Annotated in this window: 17 protein-coding genes; 8 read left to right on the top strand and 9 right to left on the bottom strand. The window is 36.0% G+C overall.

Going from position 1 to position 20085, the window contains the following annotated elements:
- Window positions 1-80 precede the first annotated feature (80 nt).
- Window positions 81-779 carry a queuosine precursor transporter gene (locus ACJJVI_RS04725; protein WP_036583723.1) on the top strand — a complete coding sequence of 233 codons (699 nt, stop codon included), beginning with the start codon at window positions 81-83 and terminating at the stop codon, window positions 777-779.
- Window positions 779-3493 carry an AsmA-like C-terminal region-containing protein gene (locus ACJJVI_RS04720; protein ID WP_405350738.1) on the top strand — a complete coding sequence of 905 codons (2715 nt, stop codon included), beginning with the start codon at window positions 779-781 and terminating at the stop codon, window positions 3491-3493. Before ACJJVI_RS04725 ends, ACJJVI_RS04720 begins: the two co-directional genes overlap by 1 nt.
- On the opposite strand, the gene ACJJVI_RS04715 is transcribed toward ACJJVI_RS04720, so the two are convergent.
- Window positions 3490-4284 (bottom strand): DUF2797 domain-containing protein, encoded by a 795-nt coding sequence (locus ACJJVI_RS04715; RefSeq protein WP_405350735.1) that lies wholly within the window; start codon window positions 4282-4284, stop codon window positions 3490-3492. The genes ACJJVI_RS04720 and ACJJVI_RS04715 overlap by 4 nt on opposite strands.
- Window positions 4285-4346: 62 nt before the next feature.
- Between ACJJVI_RS04715 and ACJJVI_RS04710 the strand changes: the two genes are divergently transcribed.
- Entirely contained in the window at window positions 4347-5873 is a 1527-nt protein-coding gene (locus ACJJVI_RS04710; RefSeq protein ID WP_405350732.1) for a GH3 auxin-responsive promoter family protein, read from the top strand.
- 47 nt (window positions 5874-5920) lie between these two features.
- Here ACJJVI_RS04710 and clpX read toward each other — a convergent pair whose 3' ends face one another.
- The 8 genes from clpX to ACJJVI_RS04670 form a co-directional block, all read right to left on the bottom strand.
- Window positions 5921-7162: an ATP-dependent Clp protease ATP-binding subunit ClpX gene (gene clpX / locus ACJJVI_RS04705; protein ID WP_405350729.1), complete on the bottom strand. Its 1242-nt coding sequence runs from the start codon at window positions 7160-7162 to the stop codon at window positions 5921-5923.
- 69 nt (window positions 7163-7231) lie between these two features.
- Window positions 7232-7906, bottom strand: a complete 675-nt coding sequence (gene clpP / locus ACJJVI_RS04700; RefSeq protein WP_006796247.1) for an ATP-dependent Clp endopeptidase proteolytic subunit ClpP — start codon at window positions 7904-7906, stop codon at window positions 7232-7234.
- Window positions 7907-7993: 87 nt separating this feature from the next.
- Entirely contained in the window at window positions 7994-9322 is a 1329-nt protein-coding gene (tig, locus tag ACJJVI_RS04695) for a trigger factor (RefSeq protein ID WP_405350725.1), read from the bottom strand.
- A 162-nt stretch (window positions 9323-9484) separates the two neighbouring features.
- Complete coding sequence (locus ACJJVI_RS04690; protein WP_405350723.1) at window positions 9485-9832, bottom strand: phage holin family protein; 348 nt, start codon at window positions 9830-9832, stop codon at window positions 9485-9487.
- An 81-nt stretch (window positions 9833-9913) separates the two neighbouring features.
- The gene (locus ACJJVI_RS04685) at window positions 9914-11506 is read right to left on the bottom strand and encodes a G-D-S-L family lipolytic protein (RefSeq protein WP_405350720.1); all 1593 of its coding nucleotides are present in this window, start codon (window positions 11504-11506) and stop codon (window positions 9914-9916) included.
- 13 nt (window positions 11507-11519) lie between these two features.
- On the bottom strand, window positions 11520-12776 hold the full coding sequence (locus tag ACJJVI_RS04680; RefSeq protein ID WP_105070416.1) for an OmpP1/FadL family transporter: 1257 nt from the start codon (window positions 12774-12776) through the stop codon (window positions 11520-11522).
- A 101-nt stretch (window positions 12777-12877) separates the two neighbouring features.
- The gene (locus tag ACJJVI_RS04675; protein ID WP_036583740.1) at window positions 12878-13642 is read right to left on the bottom strand and encodes an alpha/beta fold hydrolase; all 765 of its coding nucleotides are present in this window, start codon (window positions 13640-13642) and stop codon (window positions 12878-12880) included.
- Window positions 13643-14359: a pyridoxine 5'-phosphate synthase gene (locus tag ACJJVI_RS04670; RefSeq protein ID WP_405350716.1), complete on the bottom strand. Its 717-nt coding sequence runs from the start codon at window positions 14357-14359 to the stop codon at window positions 13643-13645. It lies immediately after the preceding gene.
- Between the two features lie 86 nt (window positions 14360-14445).
- Between ACJJVI_RS04670 and ACJJVI_RS04665 the strand changes: the two genes are divergently transcribed.
- From ACJJVI_RS04665 to bamA, 5 genes are all read left to right on the top strand, one after another.
- Entirely contained in the window at window positions 14446-15102 is a 657-nt protein-coding gene (locus tag ACJJVI_RS04665; RefSeq protein ID WP_036583744.1) for a CBS domain-containing protein, read from the top strand.
- On the top strand, window positions 15102-15977 hold the full coding sequence (locus ACJJVI_RS04660; RefSeq protein WP_405350712.1) for an NAD kinase: 876 nt from the start codon (window positions 15102-15104) through the stop codon (window positions 15975-15977). Before ACJJVI_RS04665 ends, ACJJVI_RS04660 begins: the two co-directional genes overlap by 1 nt.
- Window positions 15978-16079: 102 nt before the next feature.
- Window positions 16080-16760 (top strand): DUF6089 family protein, encoded by a 681-nt coding sequence (locus ACJJVI_RS04655; RefSeq protein ID WP_042244776.1) that lies wholly within the window; start codon window positions 16080-16082, stop codon window positions 16758-16760.
- Between the two features lie 2 nt (window positions 16761-16762).
- Window positions 16763-17497, top strand: coding sequence for an isoprenyl transferase (locus tag ACJJVI_RS04650; protein WP_036583751.1), 735 nt, complete (start codon window positions 16763-16765; stop codon window positions 17495-17497).
- A gap of 4 nt (window positions 17498-17501) precedes the next feature.
- Complete coding sequence (gene bamA, locus ACJJVI_RS04645) at window positions 17502-20081, top strand: outer membrane protein assembly factor BamA (protein ID WP_036583754.1); 2580 nt, start codon at window positions 17502-17504, stop codon at window positions 20079-20081.
- The last annotated feature ends 4 nt before the right edge of the window (window positions 20082-20085 follow it).

Below are 20085 nucleotides of genomic sequence, written 5' to 3'. Positions count from 1 at the left end.
TTATGATTTGAACTGATGTCTAAAAATTTTGCAGCAAATTAAGGAATTATACGCAGCCTAAAAGCTACTTTTACATTAATATGAAAACTCTTTTGGGCGCAGATTTGCGCAAGGCACATCGTATTTATTTAGTTCTAGCGGCATTGTTTATATGTTCGCTAGTGGTATCTAATCTAATTTTTCAGAAGTTTTTTTATTGGAATCCGTTAGGGCTATTTAATTTTGAGATATCAGTTGGTTTATTACCATATCCGATTACATTTCTCATAACAGATTTAGTGAGTGAGATATACGGAAGACGTAAAGCAAATGATCTAGTACTTGCAGGAATTTTTGCATCAGTATTTAGTCTAGGAATTATCTATGTGGCAGATATGGCTCCTGCTACGGGATTTTCGGCCATACAGGATGATGTGTTTAATAAGGTTTTTGGGGCTACCACAATTGCAGTTATTGCGAGTATGTTGGCTTATTTATTTGCTCAGTTTGTAGATATACAGATTTATCATTTCTGGAAACGGTTGACAAAAGGGAAAATGTTATGGCTGCGCAATAATGCGAGTACCATATTTTCACAGTTTGTTGACACTATGAGTGTGTTATTATTGTTATGTTACTATAATGTGATACCATGGGAGCGATTCTGGCCGTTATTAGGTGCTGGTTTCTTGTTCAAATTATTGGTAGCGTTGATCGATACACCATTATTATATCTGGGTGTTTACGTATTTAGAAGATTGTTTAAATTAGATGTAGGAGAAGAAATTAAAATAGATTAATGAAAAAGTTTTTAAAAATATTAGGCGTCTTTTTACTCGCAGTTGTTGTACTTGTTGCAGCAGCACCATTCTTGTTTAAAGACCAAATTGCGACCATCATCAAAAACAAACTTAATGGTGCATTAGATGCTCAGGTTGAGTTTGCAGATGTGGATTTGAGTTTGTTTAGAGCCTTTCCAGATGCTAGATTACAGATTGATGGATTATCGATTATTAATAAAGCTCCATTTGAAGGTGATACTCTTTTTTATGGTAAGGAAGTGAAACTAGATTTACCAGTAGGTGATTTATTTAATGATGCTTCTGATCCTATACATATCAATGAATTAGTCATTAATGACGCGACCTCGAGACTTAAAGTAAATGAAGATGGTAAAGCTAGTTGGGATATTGCAAAGGTGGACTCTACCGCGGTTGTCGTAGAAGAGCCACAAGATACGACTGCAGGTTTTAGTTTTGATTTAAATCACTATGAGATTAACAATACTGATTTCAGCTATGAAGATGTGGCTACTAAAAATAAATTAAGATTAATGAACCTGACACATTCAGGGAATGGAGATTTCTCTCTAGACAGTAGTACGTTAGATACCCAGACGAGTGCGCAAGTTTTTTACGGCATGGATGACATAGAATATTTATCTGGTCAGCAAGTAGAGCTAGATGCAGATATTTTAATGGATCTCGCAAATCAGAAATATACTCTTCAAGAAAATGAGGCTTTAATTAATGATCTCAAGTTAAACCTCGACGGTTATGTGCAAATGGTAGAAGATGGTACGATGGTAGACTTAGCGTTTAAAACACCTAGTTCTGATTTTAAAAATTTCTTTGCAGTCATTCCTGAGGTTTACCGTAAAAATTTGGACGGTATTACCACCACTGGTGATTTTACGGTTAATGGTGTTATTAATGGTATGGTAGACGATGTGCATATACCAAAGCTAGATATCAATATTAGCTCTAATAATGCTTCTTTTAAATATCCTGACTTACCGCAAAGTGTTACTAAAATTGATATTGATACACAGATAAAAAATACAACAGGTCTTGCAGAAGATACCTATGTTAAAATAGGGAATGTTGCTTTTAATATAGGTCAAGATCGATTGAAAGGAAACGCGCTAATACGCAACTTGACCACTAATATGCTAGTAGATTTAAACCTAGATGGTACATTGAATTTAGGGAATCTATCTAAAGCTTTCCCTATGGGAGATGACATGAATCTAGACGGTACATTAGTAGCAGACGTATCTACAAAGTTTGACATGAACAGTGTAGAACAAGAACGTTATGAAAATATCAATACTAAAGGAACCGCAAGCCTTACTGACTTTAATTATGCCAGTGCAGATTTGAAAAATCCACTTTACATAGAGCGTGCAGATCTGGATATGAATAATACTAGGATCAAACTCGATAACTTTAAAGCAAAAACAGGAAACACAGATTTTGCAGCAAACGGTACGATAAGTAATTTAATGGGATTCTTGTTTAAAGATCAAGACCTTAAAGGAAGTTTTAAAGTCGATTCTAATCAGTTCGACACTTCTGATTTTATGACAGAAACAGAAATTGAGACTACTGAAAATAATAGTGCTAATTCTGCAGCGGCCACTACAGAGGCGATAAAAATACCTTCATTTCTCAATGCAGATATGTCATTTAACGCAAATAAAGTTTTGTATGATAATCTCACTTTGACTAATGTAAAGGGACTTGCTTTGGTTAGGGATGAAACGCTAACTCTAAATAATACCACTACAGATATTTTTAACGGTAACATCGGTCTTAATGGATCTGTAACTACTAAAGGTGATACGCCATTATTTAACATGGCGCTAGATATGAATGATCTAGATATTGCTCAATCTTTTGAAGGATTTGAAATGTTCCAAAAATTAGTGCCTATCATACAGGCATTAAAAGGAAAGATAAATACAGAGATTAATTTAAATGGTCAACTAAATAATGACCTTACACCTATAATCAGTAGTCTTACTGGTGATGCTATTGCACAATTATTAACTAGAGAAATCGATAAAAACAAGGCGCCATTAATTGCAAAACTAGATGATCGCCTTAATTTTATTAATCTAGATGATTTGAAACTTTCAGACTTAGTGACTAAGCTTAATTTTAAAGATGGAGCTGTTCAAATTACTCCATTTGATTTTAATATTAAGGATATTAAAATTACCGCTAGTGGAGCACATAGCTTAACTAATGATATGAGCTATAAGCTAGATTTAAATGTGCCAGCCAGATATTTAGGTACTGATGGTGCTGCATTATTGTCTAAGTTGAGTGATGAGGATATTGATAAAATATCAGTACCGATACCTGTACAGTTGTCAGGATCCTTTATGAAACCTAATGTTGATTTAAATCTAGATCTTGCCGTTAAAAACCTCACAAATCAAATCGTTGAGATACAAACGGCACGTATTAAAGATAAAGGTAAAGAAACACTCGACGATGCTGTTACAGATATATTAGGTGGTAAAAACCCATTAGATGGTATTAAAGATGCAATTACAGGTAATAAAAAACCTAGCGATACCACACAAACTCAAGTAAAGGACTCTACTGCGGTTACAAAACCTAAAGACACTACCGCTATAGGTAAAGCAAAGGAAGAGGCAGAGGATAAAGTAAAAGAAGCTGCCGGAAATATTTTAAATAATTTATTTAAAAAGAAAAAGTCTTAATCAATCGTTAGGTCCACCACATAACCTTCATGGCTGCGAACATTCATGACGTGGCCATCTTCAAAAATAAGGTACTGACCTTTAATTCCCTTTACAGTTCCGCTGTGTTCTGGTGTTTTAGAAAGGTTTACCGTTTTTACCTTTGCTGGGTATTGTAATACAGGAAAGTTGATATGCATCTCGTTTTCTGGAGCTAGAATATACTCTTTTGCTTCCTCAGGGATGTGTTCGATGACGCTTTCGCGAAAGCGTAATAAATCAACATCTACAATATCATTAGTCAACATTTTTCTCCAATTGGTCTTGTCTGCTACGTGATCTTTTAGGGCAACTTCAGCAATTCCAGCTAGGTAGCGATTAGGCGTTTCTAAAATAGCAATTGCCTCATGTGCACCTTGATCAATCCATCGAGTCGGTACTTGCGTTTTGCGTGTGACACCTACTTTTACATTGCTGGAATTTGCTAGGTAAACGATGTGCGGTTTAAGCTGTACTTTTTTCTCATATTCTAGATCACGATCTTCCTCGTCTAGATGGGCACGACTCAGTTCTGGTTTCATGATCCAGTCGCCAGCTTGTGGTGCGCTAGTAAAACAATCGTAGCAAAATCCCTGACGCCATATTTTCTTATCCAGGCCGCAATTAAGACATTCATTTGCGACATGCTTGATATGGATTTTTTTATCGAGCAGCTGGTTAACATGTATAAAGTTATCTTTAAAAACCCAATAGTATTGAACGGTTTCTTGTAGTTCAGTCTGCATTTTACGTAAGGTTCCTGTAACCAGCATAGTCGCTTTATGTTTTTAGTAGTATTTTAGTACGGTAAAAATACCCAAGTTTTTTCGGCTTTATGGCTATACCGTTAATCAATTCTGTAGTATCGTGGTTTCTTAAGAAACGTATACATGATATGGAGCTTTTTATGAAGCATCCACAAGAGTTGCAAAACAATCTGTTGATGGACATGATACGTTTTGCACGTCATACTGAAGTGGGAAAAAAACATGGTTTTGCAGATATGAAGTCTTATCGGGATTTTGCAGACCGTGTGCCATTAGGAAATTATAATGATGTTCAAGATGATATTGAGCGTTGTAAAAATGGTGAAAACAACATTTTATGGCCTACACCTATTAAATGGTTTGCCATGAGTAGTGGTACCACTAGTAGCCGTAGTAAATTCATACCCGTAAGTCAGGAATCTCTTGAGGATTGTCATTATGCAGCGGCAAAGGATTTGTTATGTATGTATCTTAATAATAATCCTAATTCAAAACTGTTTAGAGGTAAAGGCTTGCGTCTAGGTGGTAGTAAAAAACTAGATAAAATAGCTGGTACTAGTGCTGGTGATTTAAGTTCTATATTAATAGATAATATGCCTTTTTGGGCAGATTATAGTTCTACACCAGGTAATGAAATAGCATTGATGCCCGACTGGGAAACTAAGATGCCAGCCATAGTACGAGAAACTATTAATGAGAAAGTAACCAGTCTTGCTGGTGTACCGTCATGGATGATGGTGTTATTGAATAACGTGCTAGAAACTACTGGAAAAAACAATATCTTAGAAGTATGGCCTGATATGGAAGTGTTCTTTCATGGAGGCGTGAGTTTTGATCCTTATGTAGATCAATATAAAAAGTTGTTGCCAGACGATAAAATCAAGTATTACGAAACCTATAATGCCAGTGAAGGATTCTTTGCCATACAAGATAGTAATGATAATAAGGAGTTGCTGTTAATGCTGGATTACGGGATTTTCTATGAGTTCATCCCTATGAAATCTTATGGGACACCAGATGAAAAAATCATCACCTTAGACCAAGTAGAAGTAGGAGAGAACTATGCGATAGTAATCACTACAAATGGTGGTTTGTGGCGTTATAAAATAGGTGATACGGTACGTTTTACGAGTAAAGCACCATATCATATCAAAGTCACTGGTAGAACGAAACACCATATTAACGTTTTTGGAGAAGAGCTCATCATAGAAAATGCTGAGGCTGCGCTTAAAAAAACAATGAAAGAAGTGCCATGCAGTATTAAAGATTATACGGTAGCACCCATTTTTATGCAAGGAAAAGAGAAAGGTGCTCACGAGTGGATGATCGAGTTTGAACAAAAACCTGCCGACTTACATCAATTTGCTCGCACACTGGATCACGAACTACAACAGGTCAACACTGACTATGAAGCTAAACGTGCTAATAACATCACACTTACAGAGCTTAAAATTCACGACGCACAACCCGATTTGTTCTACAACTGGCTCAAAGAAAAAGACAAATTAGGCGGACAACATAAAATTCCTAGATTGAGTAATTCTAGAGATTATATGGAAGAGTTGTTGCGATTGCAGTCGCAAATTCTAGCATAAAAAAACCTCATCATTTGATGAGGTTTTTATTATTTAAATAAGTGATATTAAACCACAGCCTTCAACTGCTTTTGAATTCCGCTTTTGTTGAGTTTAGACTCGGCGTAAGTTTTAGTGACTTTAAATTCTTTATCATCACTACTAGGTAAATCAAACATAGCGTCTGTAAATATCGCTTCACAAAGAGAACGTAATCCACGAGCACCTAATTTATATTCAATCGCTTTTTCAACAATGTATTCCAGCGCACCATCTGTAATGGTGAATGTAATATCATCCATGCCAAAAAGCTTCGTGTACTGCTTGATAATTGCATTCTTAGGTTCTGTAAGAATAGCTCTTAAAGTACCTGCATCTAATGGATTCATATGTGTAAGCACAGGTAAACGACCTATGATTTCTGGAATCATCCCAAAATCTTTGACATCTTTAGGGATGATATATTTCAAGATGTTGTCTTGATCTTTTACATCATCATTAGACATACTAGCGCTAAAACCTACCGCTTGCATATTCAATCGCTTACGGATCACTTTTTCTATTCCGTCAAAGGCTCCACCAGCGATAAATAGGATATTCTCTGTATTTACTTCAATAAATTTCTGATCTGGATGCTTACGACCACCTTTAGGCGGTACGTTAACAACGGTTCCTTCTAGTAATTTAAGAAGTCCTTGTTGCACTCCTTCACCAGATACATCTCTAGTAATAGATGGATTATCACTCTTGCGAGCAATTTTATCTATCTCATCGATAAATACGATTCCGGTTTGTGCTTTTTCAAGATTATAATCTGCAGCTTGTAAGAGACGTGTTAAGATACTTTCTACGTCTTCACCTACATAACCAGCCTCAGTAAGTACGGTAGCATCAACTATTGCTAGCGGTACATTAAGCATGCGAGCAATGGTTTTGGCAATAAGTGTTTTACCAGTACCGGTCTGTCCTACCATAAGGATATTGGATTTTTGAATCTCAATATCATCATCGTTATCTACTTGTAATAATCTCTTGTAGTGATTATAAACGGCGACAGACATCACTTTTTTAGTGAACTCTTGACCTATGATATACTCATCAAGAAAAGCTTTAATATCTTGTGGCTTGCGCAGTTTCAGCTCGGCATTAGTGATACCAGTTTCATCTTCTTTCTTGACATCTTCTAATACAATACCATGTGCTTGCTCAATACAACGATCACAGATGTGCGCGTCTAATCCTGCAATTAATAAATTGGTATCGGCCTTATTACGGCCACAAAAACTGCATTCCAGTTGTTCTTTACTCATAATTTGTAGTTTGTAGTACTTTGTTTTAGAATACGCTTTCGCGAAAGCGTAAACACTATAACAGATGTACTAGTCACGAGTTAGTACTTCATCAATCATACCGTACTCTTTAGCCTCGGCAGCCTTCATCCAGTAATCACGATCTGAGTCTGCATAGACTTTTTCATAAGTTTGCTTAGAATGCTTAGCAATAATAGTATAAAGTTCTTCTCTTAATTTAACGACCTCGCGTGCGGTGATTTCTATATCACTAGCTTGTCCTTGTGCGCCACTAGAAACCTGGTGGATCATCACACGACTATGTGGTAAGGCACTGCGTTTTCCATCTGCTCCTGCACATAGTAAAACAGCTCCCATACTAGCAGCCATACCGGTACAAATTGTTGCAACATCTGGTTTGATAAATTGCATCGTGTCATAAATACCTAAACCTGCATAAACGCTACCACCTGGTGAGTTGATGTAGATTTGTATGTCCTTGTTTGCATCTGTGCTTTCTAAGAAAAGCAACTGTGCTTGTATAATGTTTGCTACTTGATCATTTACTCCTGTACCCATAAAAATGATACGGTCCATCATTAAACGTGAAAACACGTCAAAGATGGCGATGTTCATCTGGCGTTCTTCAATAATATTAGGAGTAAGATTAGTAGGGTACATGCTACCCATTATTTTATCGTAATACATCGGGTTGACACCTTGATCTTTTACGGCAAACTTTTCAAATTCTTTAGATATATCCATGTGGTAATATTACTTTTAATAAGGTAAAAAAGGCGTTAACCTATTGATAAAGTTAACGCCCTAAAGATAAGAATTATTCCATCGAGTTTATGACTCGTAGGCTTCCTTAATGAACTCTTCATAGGTAAGCTCTTTTTTCTTGAGCTTTGCGTTGTCCTTAAAGAATTGTAACATTTTTTCGTTTTGTAATTGCTCGCTCATTCTTTTTACCTCTTCTTGGTTTTGCATGATGCGTGCAACAACTCCATCTATCTCTTCATCACTAGCATCTGTATGACCATACTGTGCCATTTGTGCTTTGATTTGAGTACGAGAATAATCTTTTAGTTCTTCAAATTTTAATTGAAGATCTGGATTAGTCTTTAATATTTTAGATTCAATTAGCTGGTAACGTAGACCTTTTTCAGAACGCTCATACTCTGCAGCGGCTTCTTCTTCAGTCATAGGGTTCTCACCAGAATTTGCTATCCATTTCTTTAAAAAGTCTGCTGGAAGATCAAATTTTGTGTTTTCAATAAGTCCTTCAGTAACGTCTGTTAAGAGTTTTTGATCTGTTTGTTGAGAGAACTGGCGTCCAGCATCTTCTCTTAAACGTTCCATTAATTCTTCTTTACTTGAAATGACTCCAGGACCGAATAACTTATCAAAGAACTCTTGATTCATCTCAGCAAGTTCACGCTCGTTTACTTCTGTGATTTCAAAAGTTACTTTAATGTCTAGACCATGTGCTTTATCGTGTTCTACTTTTAAGAAGTTCATCAAATCGTGATCATCTTCAAAAAGGCTTTTAGTTTTTAGTTCTAAAGTATCACCTACTTTACTACCTACAAATTTCTTAAGGTTGGTCTTCCCTTTGATTTTGTCGGTTTTAAAGGTAGCGTCACTGTTGATGTCTTCATCATCATTACGGAAAACTCCAGTCACTTCATTACCTTCAGCAACGGTATCCTTAGCAATTAATTTACCATATTGCTCACGGATACGATCAATTTGACGATTTAAAGTATCGTCATCTGTTTTGATCTCGTAGTGAGTAATGGTCTTTTTGCCTTTTACATCTACATCAAATTGTGGAGCTATACCTAGTTCAAATTCAAAGGTAAAATCGTCTGCATCCCAGTTGATGTCCTCTTGAGCTTTAGGAAGTGGATTTCCTAATAACTCAAGTTCTTCTTTAGTAATATACTCGTTCAATTGTTGCTGGATCATTTTATTGATCTCTTCAACTAGAATAGGAGTTCTGTATTTTTTTCTGATTAAGCTAGCAGGTACATGTCCTTTTCTGAAACCAGGAATGTTTGCTGTCTTGCGATAATCTGCAAGTAACTTATCTACTTGTTCTTGATAGTCTGCTTTCTCAACAGTTAGTGTAAGCAACGCATTAAGTGCGTCTATGTCAGTGCGCTTGATATTCATTTAAAGACTTTTAAGTGCTGTTAAAATTGGGGTGCAAAATTACTCTTTATTTGCGTGTAATCAAATAGTTTGTAACAATGAACGGTTTTAAAGTCACGGTTTTAACTTGAATTTACGTTTTTAGGATACAAAATGCTGCTGTAGCATGGCATCTTATGTCGATTAATCCTTGTCCTTTTCTAGTAGTTGAAACAATATAGAGCGACCGATAGCTAATAGTAAAGAGAAAATAAAAGCCCATAAAAGCCCATCCACCTCAAAACCGCTTACTAGCCAATCTGCAAGTAAAATGATGATTGCATTGATGACTAACAGAAATATCCCTAGAGTAATTATGGTCACTGGTAATGTGAGTGTCACTAGAATAGGTCTTACTATAAAGTTAAGAAGTGATAATGAAATGGCAACTAAAATAGCGCTTAGATATCCATCGGTACTTACTCCTGGTAATAGCTTTGAAAGCAATACAACTAATAGTGCAGTTATTAACAGCTTGATTATAAATTTCATAATGTATGATTTAGGTGGTAAAAATAAAAAAATCCGTCTCAGTAAAACCGAGACGGATTTTAATAAAGTATTGAACTGATTTTAGTTTACAGAATCACTAGTTTGAATAGAGCGGTATGCACCTATGTTAACCTTAGGAACGTTAGCGTCATATTTAGCGTTTATTGCATCTATAATAAAGTTTGCTGTAAGAGCATATCCTCTTGGTGTTGGGTGAACACCGTCTAAAGAAAATGCACCACCTGTCGCATAAGTAGATGTTAAAACACCACCATTAAAAGATACACCACCGTTAGCAACTTGTGAAAGAGCTGTTCTAGCATCTACAAAAGCAAGATCGTTTGCAGCTGCAAGAGCTTCTAGAGTAGAGTTGTATGCTGTTTGAGCTGTGCTTATAGCAGTTTGTTCTGTAGGAGTTAAAACCCACTGATCTTCTAACGGGAATGTAATACCGTTTACTGATAACTGACCAGCGGTTGCTTGATCAAGACCTAGACCTACTAACTCTTGGAAACGTGTACTGTTAAGCTGTGCAATTACAGTCTGACTAGTGAATACTAATAGGTCGTCCTCAGTTGCTTGTCTTGCTTGTCCATATTGCTGACCGAAAAGTGCAGCTTGTTGAGCAGGAAATCCGCCTCCTATTAAAACCTGTGTAAGTTGTGCTGATATATCTGTCAATGATTCGTCTTTAATTACTACTGCACTTGCAGCTGTAGTAGAAAAAGTAATAGATCTTTCAGGTACACCTAAAAATGCAAACGCTTGATTTAACGCACCAAATTGAGCATTTAAAGCTGGGATTTGAGCGGCAAAATCTGGATTTGCAGGGCTTAATGGTGCAAAAGGAACAGTTGTAAAGAAAGGTATTGAAGTTACATCTGGAATGTTAACTAAAGCGCCTTTAGCTCCGTTTGCTGTTAGTGCCGTTACATATTGAGATACAGCACCTGCAAATACATTAGGGTCTGTAATGTCATTACTCCCATATGATGTTGGGTCAAAGTTTCCAGTTTGATCAACTCCTATACCACCAGAAGTAGCAAAAGATAATATGTCATTATTACCTATCCACAGAGTGAAGAAGCTCGGGTTTGCTGCAGCGGCATCACCTATAACAGTAGACATGCCACCTGATGCAAAGCGTACATAATACGGATTAGCCTGGCCAGTTGCCACACCTGCGATATTTCCATATCCTGGTGCGCCTAAATGAAAACTTTTTGCACCTGGTACACCATAGTTATTCAATTTTCCAGTAAAAGTATTTGTGATATCTGTAGTAGGTGCCTCGCCAGTATAAACTGCTGGTGCAGGACTACCATTTGCGCCTACTGCTAGTACAAATCGATTAGGCAATATTTGAACTCCACCGGCAAGCAATCCACCAGCGTTGTCATTTACTAACGGTTGGATAAATTCACCACCACCAGCAAGTTCCATTTGACCAGCCATTATTGCTGGAAAAGATTTTAATTGAGCGTCTAGATAAAGTGCGCCATCTGCATAACCAGATGTTAAAGAGTTACCTACTGACACGTAGTTTGAAAAATCTGCTTCACCAGAGGTGTATACTCCAGCTTCATCAATAGGATTATCAAATTCTACCTCACAACTTACTACCGCAGCTGCTGCGATAAAAAGTCCAATATATTTTAAATTAAATTTTTTCATCATCATTGTTTTTTTACATGCTGTATGTTACTCCTATACCAGGAATAAGCGCTTGTGATTTATAAGTTCCGCCAAAAGAAGAAGGTGCCGAAGCTCCCGGATCTGTAAAGAAGTCATACGATTCATTTACTTCCTTAAATCTTAAGTAAAGGAATGAAGCATCGATAGCAAGTTTAGAATTAACTTGATAAGAAAGTCCGAAGGTGTATCCTAAAGAGTCGTTACGTGGTGTCTCTGGCGCAAAATAACCAGATTGTACAGGAGATTCATCATAGTACCATCCGGCTCTTAAGGTAAGATTATCAGTTGCTAAATATTGAGCACCTAATCTCCATGAAGAAGAGTCTTTGTAGTTTCTAGGATTGATAGAAGTAGATCCATTTTCAAAAACTAGATCTAGACTTTCGTACTCACTCCATAATGCACGATTGTAATCAAATGCAAGTAAAAGTTTATCGTCAAAAAACTTATGACTAAGTCCTACAGTGATTTCTGCTGGTAAAGGAAGTGTCGCTGTAAATCCAGTTTCACCGTTTGCTGGTGTTAATGCAGAGTTAGGGAAATTTGAGAATGTAGCTGTTCCTTCTGTACTTTCAATATTAATTAAAGAACGATAGTTAAAACCAAAAGAGAAACGATCATTAGGTGTAAACATTAAACCTGCGGTCCAACCCCATGCAGTTACACCTGAATCATCAATGCCTACATTTGAACGGTTACCTTGCTCATCAGTAAGTGATTGGCCAGCGTTTCTGTTAAAGGTAACTCCGCCTATCGCTAGAATCGGTCCACCACCTATACTAACGCTATCAAATAGTTGATAAGAAATAGTAGGTTGTATAAATATAGCGCTTAATTCAATTTCATTTACTAAATGAGAACCTGACCAATCTGTAGGCCATGTTACATTACTACCAAAAGGAGTGTAAATACCTAAACCTACAGCAAGCTTTTCATTGATTTTATAAGTTCCATAAGCATAAACAGGAGTACCTGTAGGGCTGTCAGTTTCTGAAGAAGTTCCAAATTCTGAGTTTTGATAAGAAACGCTTGAAAAAACGCCAAATCCACCAGCACTAAAATTAATTTTGTTTTCTAAGTGTACCAATCCTGCTGGATTGAAAAAGAGAATGTCAGCACTGTTAACTACAGCCACACCAGTGTGTCCCATGGCTAACTGTCTATTACTCTGTGTACTTACTCGATATCCACCAGCATAAGCCATTGTAGAAATCAAAAGAAGCACTGCTAAAGCTTTTAATTTATTCATAATCAGTTTGTTATTAAAAAAATTGGGGTTTTGTTAAGTCAAATTTAATATTTTAAACTTCTTACGCAAGCGTTTTCGTTATTATTATGCTTGCATAGTATTTAATCTGTAAGAAAACTTGTGACCGTATTATAGAAAATTTCAGGTTGTTCTGCGTGCAACCAGTGTCCTGCATTAGGGATTGTTTTTAAGTCCGCTTTCGCGAAAGCGTGTTCTATAATTACGAAATCGTTATCGTTAATGTATCCTGAATTTGCACCTCTAACAAACAGTGTAGGGATGTTTATTTGAGTCTGGATGGGTTCTTGAAAACCAATCATCTCTTGACTATCACCTAATACTTCTAGATTAAAGCGCCATCCATATCTATTTTTATCTATCCGATATAAACTTTTTAATAAGAATTGTCTCGTGCCAAAATCTGATATGCGTAGGGCGAGCTGCTCATCTGCTTCTTTACGACTTTTTATTTCATCAAAGTTGATGGACTTTAATCCATTAATGATATCACTATGATGAGGAGCATAGGTTTTAGGCGCAATGTCTGCAACAACTAGTTTTTTAATAAGTTGAGGAAAATCTGCGGCCACTTTCATAGCAACTTTTCCACCCATAGAATGGCCTAATAAATAGATGTTCTCCAGTTTATGTTCTATACAATAATCATGAACGTCTTTTGCAAGTAGTGTGTAGTTAAAGTCTACACTGTGTAAACTACGTCCATGATTGCGCTGGTCTATTAAATGAACCTCATAGCCGTTTTCACTCCATTCTTTACCAAGAGTTTTCCAATTGTCTGCCATGCCTAAAAAACCATGTAGAATAATAAGTGGTTTTCCTTCTCCTAAAATAATTGAATGCAGCATCTAGTCTGTTAATCTGGATTTATACATATTCACAACATTTTCAAGACCCATGTAGAGGCTTTCTGATATAAGAGCGTGGCCTATAGAGACCTCTAGTAGTCCGGGCACGTTGTCTTTAAAATACCTCATGTTTTCTAGTGATAGGTCATGACCTGCATTTATTCCTAGGCCTAGTTCAAGCGCTTTTTGAGCAGCTTTAACATAAGGTGCAACTGCTAATTTCTTATTGATAGGGTATTGTTGCGCATAAGCTTCTGTATAAAGTTCTATGCGATCTACACCAGTTTTTGCGGCGCCTTCAACCATTTCTATTGTTGGATCTACAAAAATGCTAGTTCTTATGCCTTGATCTTTAAAATGTTTTACGATTTTAGTTAGATAAGCTTCATTCTTTATGGTGTCCCATCCAGCGTCTGAAGTTATTGCGTCAACGGCATCTGGTACTAATGTAACCTGTGCTGGTTGAACCTCGTCTACTAGTGCGATAAATTTCTCATTAGGATTACCTTCAATATTTAATTCTGTCTGAATCACCTTTTTAAGATCACGAGCATCTTGATATCTAATATGTCTTTCATCTGGTCGAGGATGTATGGTAATACCTTGTGCGCCAAATTGCTCTATGTCTAATGAGCATTTTATTAAGTCAGGTACATTTCCTCCACGAGCGTTACGCAGCGTGGCTATTTTATTAACATTTACACTAAGTGCGGTCATAATAATTTATTGAGTTTCAAAAATACAAAGGATTCACCGCAACGAGTAATCACAGAAATGATTAATTTGCAAAAAAAGCTTGTTAAATGAACATTCAAGAATACATTATTAATGATGTGAAGCCGCTTCAGGTTACAGATGAGGTTACGGTGTCTCAAAATATATTCTCGCAATTGACCTATTCCCATCTTCCTGTAATGGAGAATGAGGTTTACATTGGCTGTGTTTCTGAAAACGATGCGCATTGTTTTGAATCTGGATGTACATTAAAAGATGTAAAGTATGCGCTAGACACTTTTTATGTTATGGTTGACACACATTGGTTAGATGTGCTGGAGGCATTTGCACAGCATGATTGTAATGTGATGCCAGTGTTAGATGATAATAATCAATATTTAGGTTATTATGAACTTAAAGATATTTTGCAGTTATTTAATGATTCTCCTTTTTTATATGAATCTGGAGCTGTAATCGTACTAGAAAAAGGTACAACAGACTATAGTTTTAGTGAAATTACTCAGATTATTGAGTCTAATGATTCTAAGTTATATGGTTGTTTTATTAGTGGTTATAATGATCATTTAACTCAGATAACCGTTAAGGTCAGTGCAGAAAATGTTAATCAAGTGCTACAAACTTTTAGAAGATATAGTTATGAAGTAGTCAGTGCTGCTGAAGAAGATACCTATCTCGATAATCTTAAAGAACGATCAGATTACCTTAATAAATACCTTAACATGTAATGAACAAAATCGCTATTTACGGTCAGTATCTTCAAGAGGATAGTCTTACTACTATTGCCAGTGTTCTTAAGCAATTGCATTTACGTGATTGTGATGTTTATATGGAGCAGGACTATGTTTCCCTTATTGGGGATAAGATTGATTTAAACATGGCAGGGACTTTTAAATCGTTAGATACTAGTTTTGATTTAATGATTAGTATAGGAGGTGATGGTACTATTTTAAGGGCTGTATCCTATATCGGTAAGCTTAATATTCCTGTAATGGGAATTAATACTGGGCGACTTGGATTTCTCGCGACATTGCAGTCAGAAGAGTTAGAGCTCGCTTTTACTTTATTATTCAATAAAAAATACCGTTTAAGTAAACGCAGTTTAATCACAGCAACCTCTAAACATCCAGAAAATCATCTGGTACCAGATAACTTTGCACTTAATGAAGTAACAGTAAGCAGACAGAACACCACGAGTATGATACAAATAGAAACACATCTTAATGGTGAGTTGTTAACATCATATTGGGCAGATGGGTTGATTGTTTCCACTCCTACAGGTTCTACTGGTTATAGTTTAAGTTGTGGTGGACCGGTAATTACACCAGATACTAAGGCATTGGTCATTACGCCTATAGCGCCTCATAATTTAAACGCACGACCGTTAGTCATTCCTGATGAAACTGTTATTACCGTAAAAGTTATGGGTAGAGAAAATGAATTCCTGGCCTCTTTAGATAATCGTATTGCTTCATATCCAGATGAGACTGAAATCACTTTAAAAAAGGCAGATTTCACAATTGATTTAATTGAATTAGAGCACGTGAGTTTTATAAAAACCATTCGTCATAAATTACTTTGGGGAGAAGATAAACGTAATTAGACAATAATTTTAAAGAAACCTAGTTTTACATTACTCACAATCATGCATGTTTACTCATGTCAGGTAATGAGAATTGTTATATTTGCACGTTTTAAAATTTCCATGCGTTTATTATTATTAGTTAGTTTTCTTTTTTGTTTCGCTTTCGCGAAAGCGCAAACCTATGAGGTAGGCCTCTTTGCAGGTGGTAGTAATATCATTGGTGATGTAGGTAGCACGCAGTTTATAGATCCTGTAGATCTTACTGTAGGTGGTATTTTTAAATGGAATCGTAGTGATCGTCACAGCTTTAGAGCTTCGTTAATATTTTCTAATATGGTAGGTGACGATAATGACAGTGATGATATATCAAGAGATTTAAGAGGTTATAAGTATAATTACAACCTTATAGAAGCAAGTGTAGGGATTGAATACAATTTTTGGGAATGGGAACTTTACACGGGTAAACCTCAAATCGTGCCCTATATTTACACAGGGATTACTGGTTTTCAATATGAAGGCTTTAGATTAGATCAAGCTAGTAATCAACTAGTAGAAGATGACACAGATAGAGGATTAGCAATTCCGTTTATTTTAGGAGTAAAGTATAATATAGCACCTAAGCTGGTCTTAGGATTAGAAGCTGGTGTGCGATATACGTTTACAGATAACCTAGATGGTAGTAATAACGAGGATTTTGAAAATGTAAGCTTTGGGAATATTAACAATAATGATTGGTATGTATTCTCTGGTGTAACGTTAACTTATGCATTTGGTAGAAAACCTTGTTATTGTAATTTTTAAGAATGGATAAAAACGTACTACATACCCATAATATACCACAGCATGTTGCTGTAATTATGGACGGTAATGGTCGCTGGGCAAAAAAACAAGGCCTCATGCGAGTGCGAGGACATGAAAAAGGAGCAAAAGCTGTAAGAGAAACAGTTGAAACCTGTGCAGAGTTAGGTATCAAGAACCTGACTTTGTATGCTTTTAGTACAGAAAACTGGAAAAGACCTAAGCTTGAAGTAGATACTCTTATGAGATTACTGGTGTCAAGTCTTAAAAAAGAACTTCCTACTTTACAAAAAAATAATATTTCCCTTAAAGCAGTAGGTAGTCTTGAATTATTGCCTAAAACGGCACAAAAAGAACTTCAAGAAGTAATTACTGCTACAGAAAATAATAATCATATGAACTTAACTCTAGCCCTTAGTTACGGGTCACGTGAAGAGTTGATTACAGTTATTAAAAATGTAGCAAATAAGGTGAAAGAAGGAGAGATAGAAGTTGAGAATATCAATCAAGATACGATTAATGGTTTATTGTATACTAATTACATGCCAGACGTAGACCTATTGATTAGAACGAGTGGTGAGCAACGTATAAGTAACTTTTTGCTGTGGCAGATCGCTTATGCAGAGCTTTATTTCACTGATGTACTTTGGCCTGATTTCAGGAAAGAACATCTTATAGAGGCATTAAAAAATTATCAAGACCGAGAACGTAGATTCGGTAAAACGAGTGAACAATTATAGAATAATGACAAGACAGCTAGCACACTCGCTACTTATAGCAGTAGTATTTTTATTAGGAACTACTATAAAGGCACAACAGGCAGATACACCTATTGGAAACGCCACAAAATATAAATTAGGCGATATTACTGTAACAGGTAGCCAGACTTATAACGAAAACACCGTAATTGCCTTCACAGGTCTACGCAAAGGAGATGAAATTTATGTTCCAGGTCAGCGATTAAGTGATGTGGTTAAAAAATTATGGGATTTAAAGCTATTCAGTGATATTAGATTCTATAAAACCAGTGTCATTCCTGATCCAGATGGTGGTGAGTTAGAAATCATCAACCTTGAATTAAATATTGTTGAGGTTCCTAACTTAAGCAATGTAGAAATAACTGGTATTAAAGAACGAAAAGCTAAAGACTTAAGAGATGAACTTAAGCTTACTAGTGGCCGTAAAGCAACTGAAAACCTGGTTACCAACACACGTAATTTTATTGAAAATAAATACAAAGACGACGGTTATTTATATGCAGACGCTTTAGTTCGTGTACGCGAAGTAATCGATACAACAGATCAAAGCACTAATCGTGTTGATATGAAAATCGATATTAATAAAGGTGAGAAAGTAAAAGTTGAAGAAATAACTTTTACTGGAAACCAGTTGATTGAAGACAAGAAGTTGCGTAAAGCGATGAAAAACACAAAACGTCGCAATCCTTTTAGGTTATTAAAAAGGTCTAAATATATCGAGGCAGACTATCAAGAAGATTTAAGCTCTGTTCTTGATATGTATAAAGAAAGAGGTTTTAGAGATGCCCGTATTATAGGAGATACTCTTATAAAAAACAGTGATAAAAGGATTTCTCTAGATATAGAGGTAGAAGAAGGTAAAAAGTATTATTTCGGTAATATAGAGTTTGTAGGGAATACTGTTTACACAGACGATCAATTAAGGAGAATATTGCAAGTTGATAAAGGTGATGTGTATAATGGAGTAGCGTTTTATGAACGTATTAGTAATCCACAAGATCCAGACTCTGATGATATATCAAATCAGTATCAAAATACGGGTTACCTATTCTCATCTGTAAATGCTGTTGAAACACGAGTGTATAATGACACCATAGATTTTGAAGTACGTATAGTAGAAGGTGAAGAAGCCTTCTTTAATAACATTACCGTTACTGGTAACACAAGAACTAATGACCACGTTATTTATAGAAATTTACAAACCACGCCAGGTGAAAGATATTCTAGACAAAAAATTATTAACTCAATTCGTGAATTAGGTCAGCTAGGATTCTTTAATCCAGAAACGATTAATCCACAACTTAAAAATGTAAGTCAGCAAGACGGTACTGTCGACGTTGAATTTGAATTAGAAGAAGCAGGTGCTAGCCAGATCGAACTACAAGGTGGTTATGGTGGTGGTGGTTTTGTGGGTACACTAGGTTTACGTTTCAATAACTTTTCTTTACGTAACATATTTAATGGCGAGGCCTATGAACCAGTGCCTATGGGTGATGGACAAACACTAGCCATACGTGCTCAAGCTAGTACAATATTTAGAACATATAGTTTAAATTTCACGGAGCCTTGGTTAGGTGGTAAGAAACCAGTTTCATTTAATGTTTCGTTTTCACACAGTGAACAATTCCGTGTTAATCAGCAAAATTTCAGAGAAGTCGATCGTAGTCAACGATTCTTAATTACTGGAGGAACCATAGGGATTGCTAAACGTTTAGAGTGGCCTGATAACTATTTCCAATTTTCACAAGCTTTATCATTCCAACATTATAACTTGAAGAATTATCAAACTTCTTTATTTAATTTTCCTAATGGTTTTTCAAACAATCTAGCATATACCATCGGATTAAGTAGAAATAATGTAGGTGTAAACCCTATTTTCCCTACTTATGGATCCTCATTCTCAATTACCGCAAAGTTAACTCCGCCATATTCCTTATTCAACGGTGTTGATTATGCTACATTAGAAGATCAAGAAGAATTCCAAACTAATGGTGAAGCTGATTTAGCAAAAATTGATCAAGAACGATTTAAATTCTTAGAATATTACAAAGTTAAATTTCAAGGTACTTGGTATACTCGTCTATATGATAAGTTGGTTTTACAAACTAACACAGAGTTTGGATTCTTAGGAGCTTATAATCAAGATCGTGGTCTTGTACCATTTGAACGTTTCTTTGTAGGTGGTGATGGATTAGGTGCGTTCTCATTAGATGGACGTGACATTATAAGAATGCGTGGATATGATAACTCATCATTAACTACAAATGCAGATGGAGATACCGTTTATAATAAATTCTCTTTTGAGTTGAGGTACCCTATATCTTTAGAGCAAGCAGCTTCTATTTATGTATTATCATTTGCAGAGGCAGCAGGTAGTTATAACAATTTTAGAGACTATAACCCGTTTGAGGTTCAGCGATCTGCAGGTGCTGGATTGCGTATATTTATGCCAGCCTTTGGATTGTTAGGTATTGACTTTGGATATGGTTTTGATAAAGTGCCTACAGCAGTAAGTAATGATCCTAGTGGATGGAATGTTCACTTCATCATCGGGCAACAATTCTAAGAAT

It is taken from the genome of Nonlabens sp. Asnod3-H03 (genome assembly GCF_045063665.1).
Classification (GTDB): Bacteria; Bacteroidota; Bacteroidia; order Flavobacteriales; family Flavobacteriaceae; genus Nonlabens; species Nonlabens ulvanivorans.
Note: the sequence above shows the minus strand (reverse complement) of the source record. Positions and strands in the feature narration are given on the sequence as shown.

Excerpts from the sequence above, each read along its gene's own strand:
- ACJJVI_RS04675 (WP_036583740.1), bottom strand. The coding sequence starts at position 13,642 with ATGCTGCATTCAATTATTTTAGGAGAAGGAAAACCACTTATTATTCTA.
- ACJJVI_RS04650 (WP_036583751.1), top strand. The coding sequence starts at position 16,763 with ATGGATAAAAACGTACTACATACCCATAATATACCACAGCATGTTGCT.
- tig (WP_405350725.1), bottom strand. The coding sequence starts at position 9,322 with ATGAATATCAAGCGCACTGACATAGACGCACTTAATGCGTTGCTTACA.
- ACJJVI_RS04725 (WP_036583723.1), top strand. The coding sequence starts at position 81 with ATGAAAACTCTTTTGGGCGCAGATTTGCGCAAGGCACATCGTATTTAT.
- ACJJVI_RS04690 (WP_405350723.1), bottom strand. The coding sequence starts at position 9,832 with ATGAAATTTATAATCAAGCTGTTAATAACTGCACTATTAGTTGTATTG.
- ACJJVI_RS04680 (WP_105070416.1), bottom strand. The coding sequence starts at position 12,776 with ATGAATAAATTAAAAGCTTTAGCAGTGCTTCTTTTGATTTCTACAATG.
- clpX (WP_405350729.1), bottom strand. The coding sequence starts at position 7,162 with ATGAGTAAAGAACAACTGGAATGCAGTTTTTGTGGCCGTAATAAGGCC.
- ACJJVI_RS04665 (WP_036583744.1), top strand. The coding sequence starts at position 14,446 with ATGAACATTCAAGAATACATTATTAATGATGTGAAGCCGCTTCAGGTT.
- ACJJVI_RS04655 (WP_042244776.1), top strand. The coding sequence starts at position 16,080 with ATGCGTTTATTATTATTAGTTAGTTTTCTTTTTTGTTTCGCTTTCGCG.
- clpP (WP_006796247.1), bottom strand. The coding sequence starts at position 7,906 with ATGGATATATCTAAAGAATTTGAAAAGTTTGCCGTAAAAGATCAAGGT.
- ACJJVI_RS04715 (WP_405350735.1), bottom strand. The coding sequence starts at position 4,284 with ATGCTGGTTACAGGAACCTTACGTAAAATGCAGACTGAACTACAAGAA.
- ACJJVI_RS04670 (WP_405350716.1), bottom strand. The coding sequence starts at position 14,359 with ATGACCGCACTTAGTGTAAATGTTAATAAAATAGCCACGCTGCGTAAC.
- ACJJVI_RS04660 (WP_405350712.1), top strand. The coding sequence starts at position 15,102 with ATGAACAAAATCGCTATTTACGGTCAGTATCTTCAAGAGGATAGTCTT.
- bamA (WP_036583754.1), top strand. The coding sequence starts at position 17,502 with ATGACAAGACAGCTAGCACACTCGCTACTTATAGCAGTAGTATTTTTA.
- ACJJVI_RS04685 (WP_405350720.1), bottom strand. The coding sequence starts at position 11,506 with ATGAAAAAATTTAATTTAAAATATATTGGACTTTTTATCGCAGCAGCT.
- ACJJVI_RS04710 (WP_405350732.1), top strand. The coding sequence starts at position 4,347 with ATGGCTATACCGTTAATCAATTCTGTAGTATCGTGGTTTCTTAAGAAA.
- ACJJVI_RS04720 (WP_405350738.1), top strand. The coding sequence starts at position 779 with ATGAAAAAGTTTTTAAAAATATTAGGCGTCTTTTTACTCGCAGTTGTT.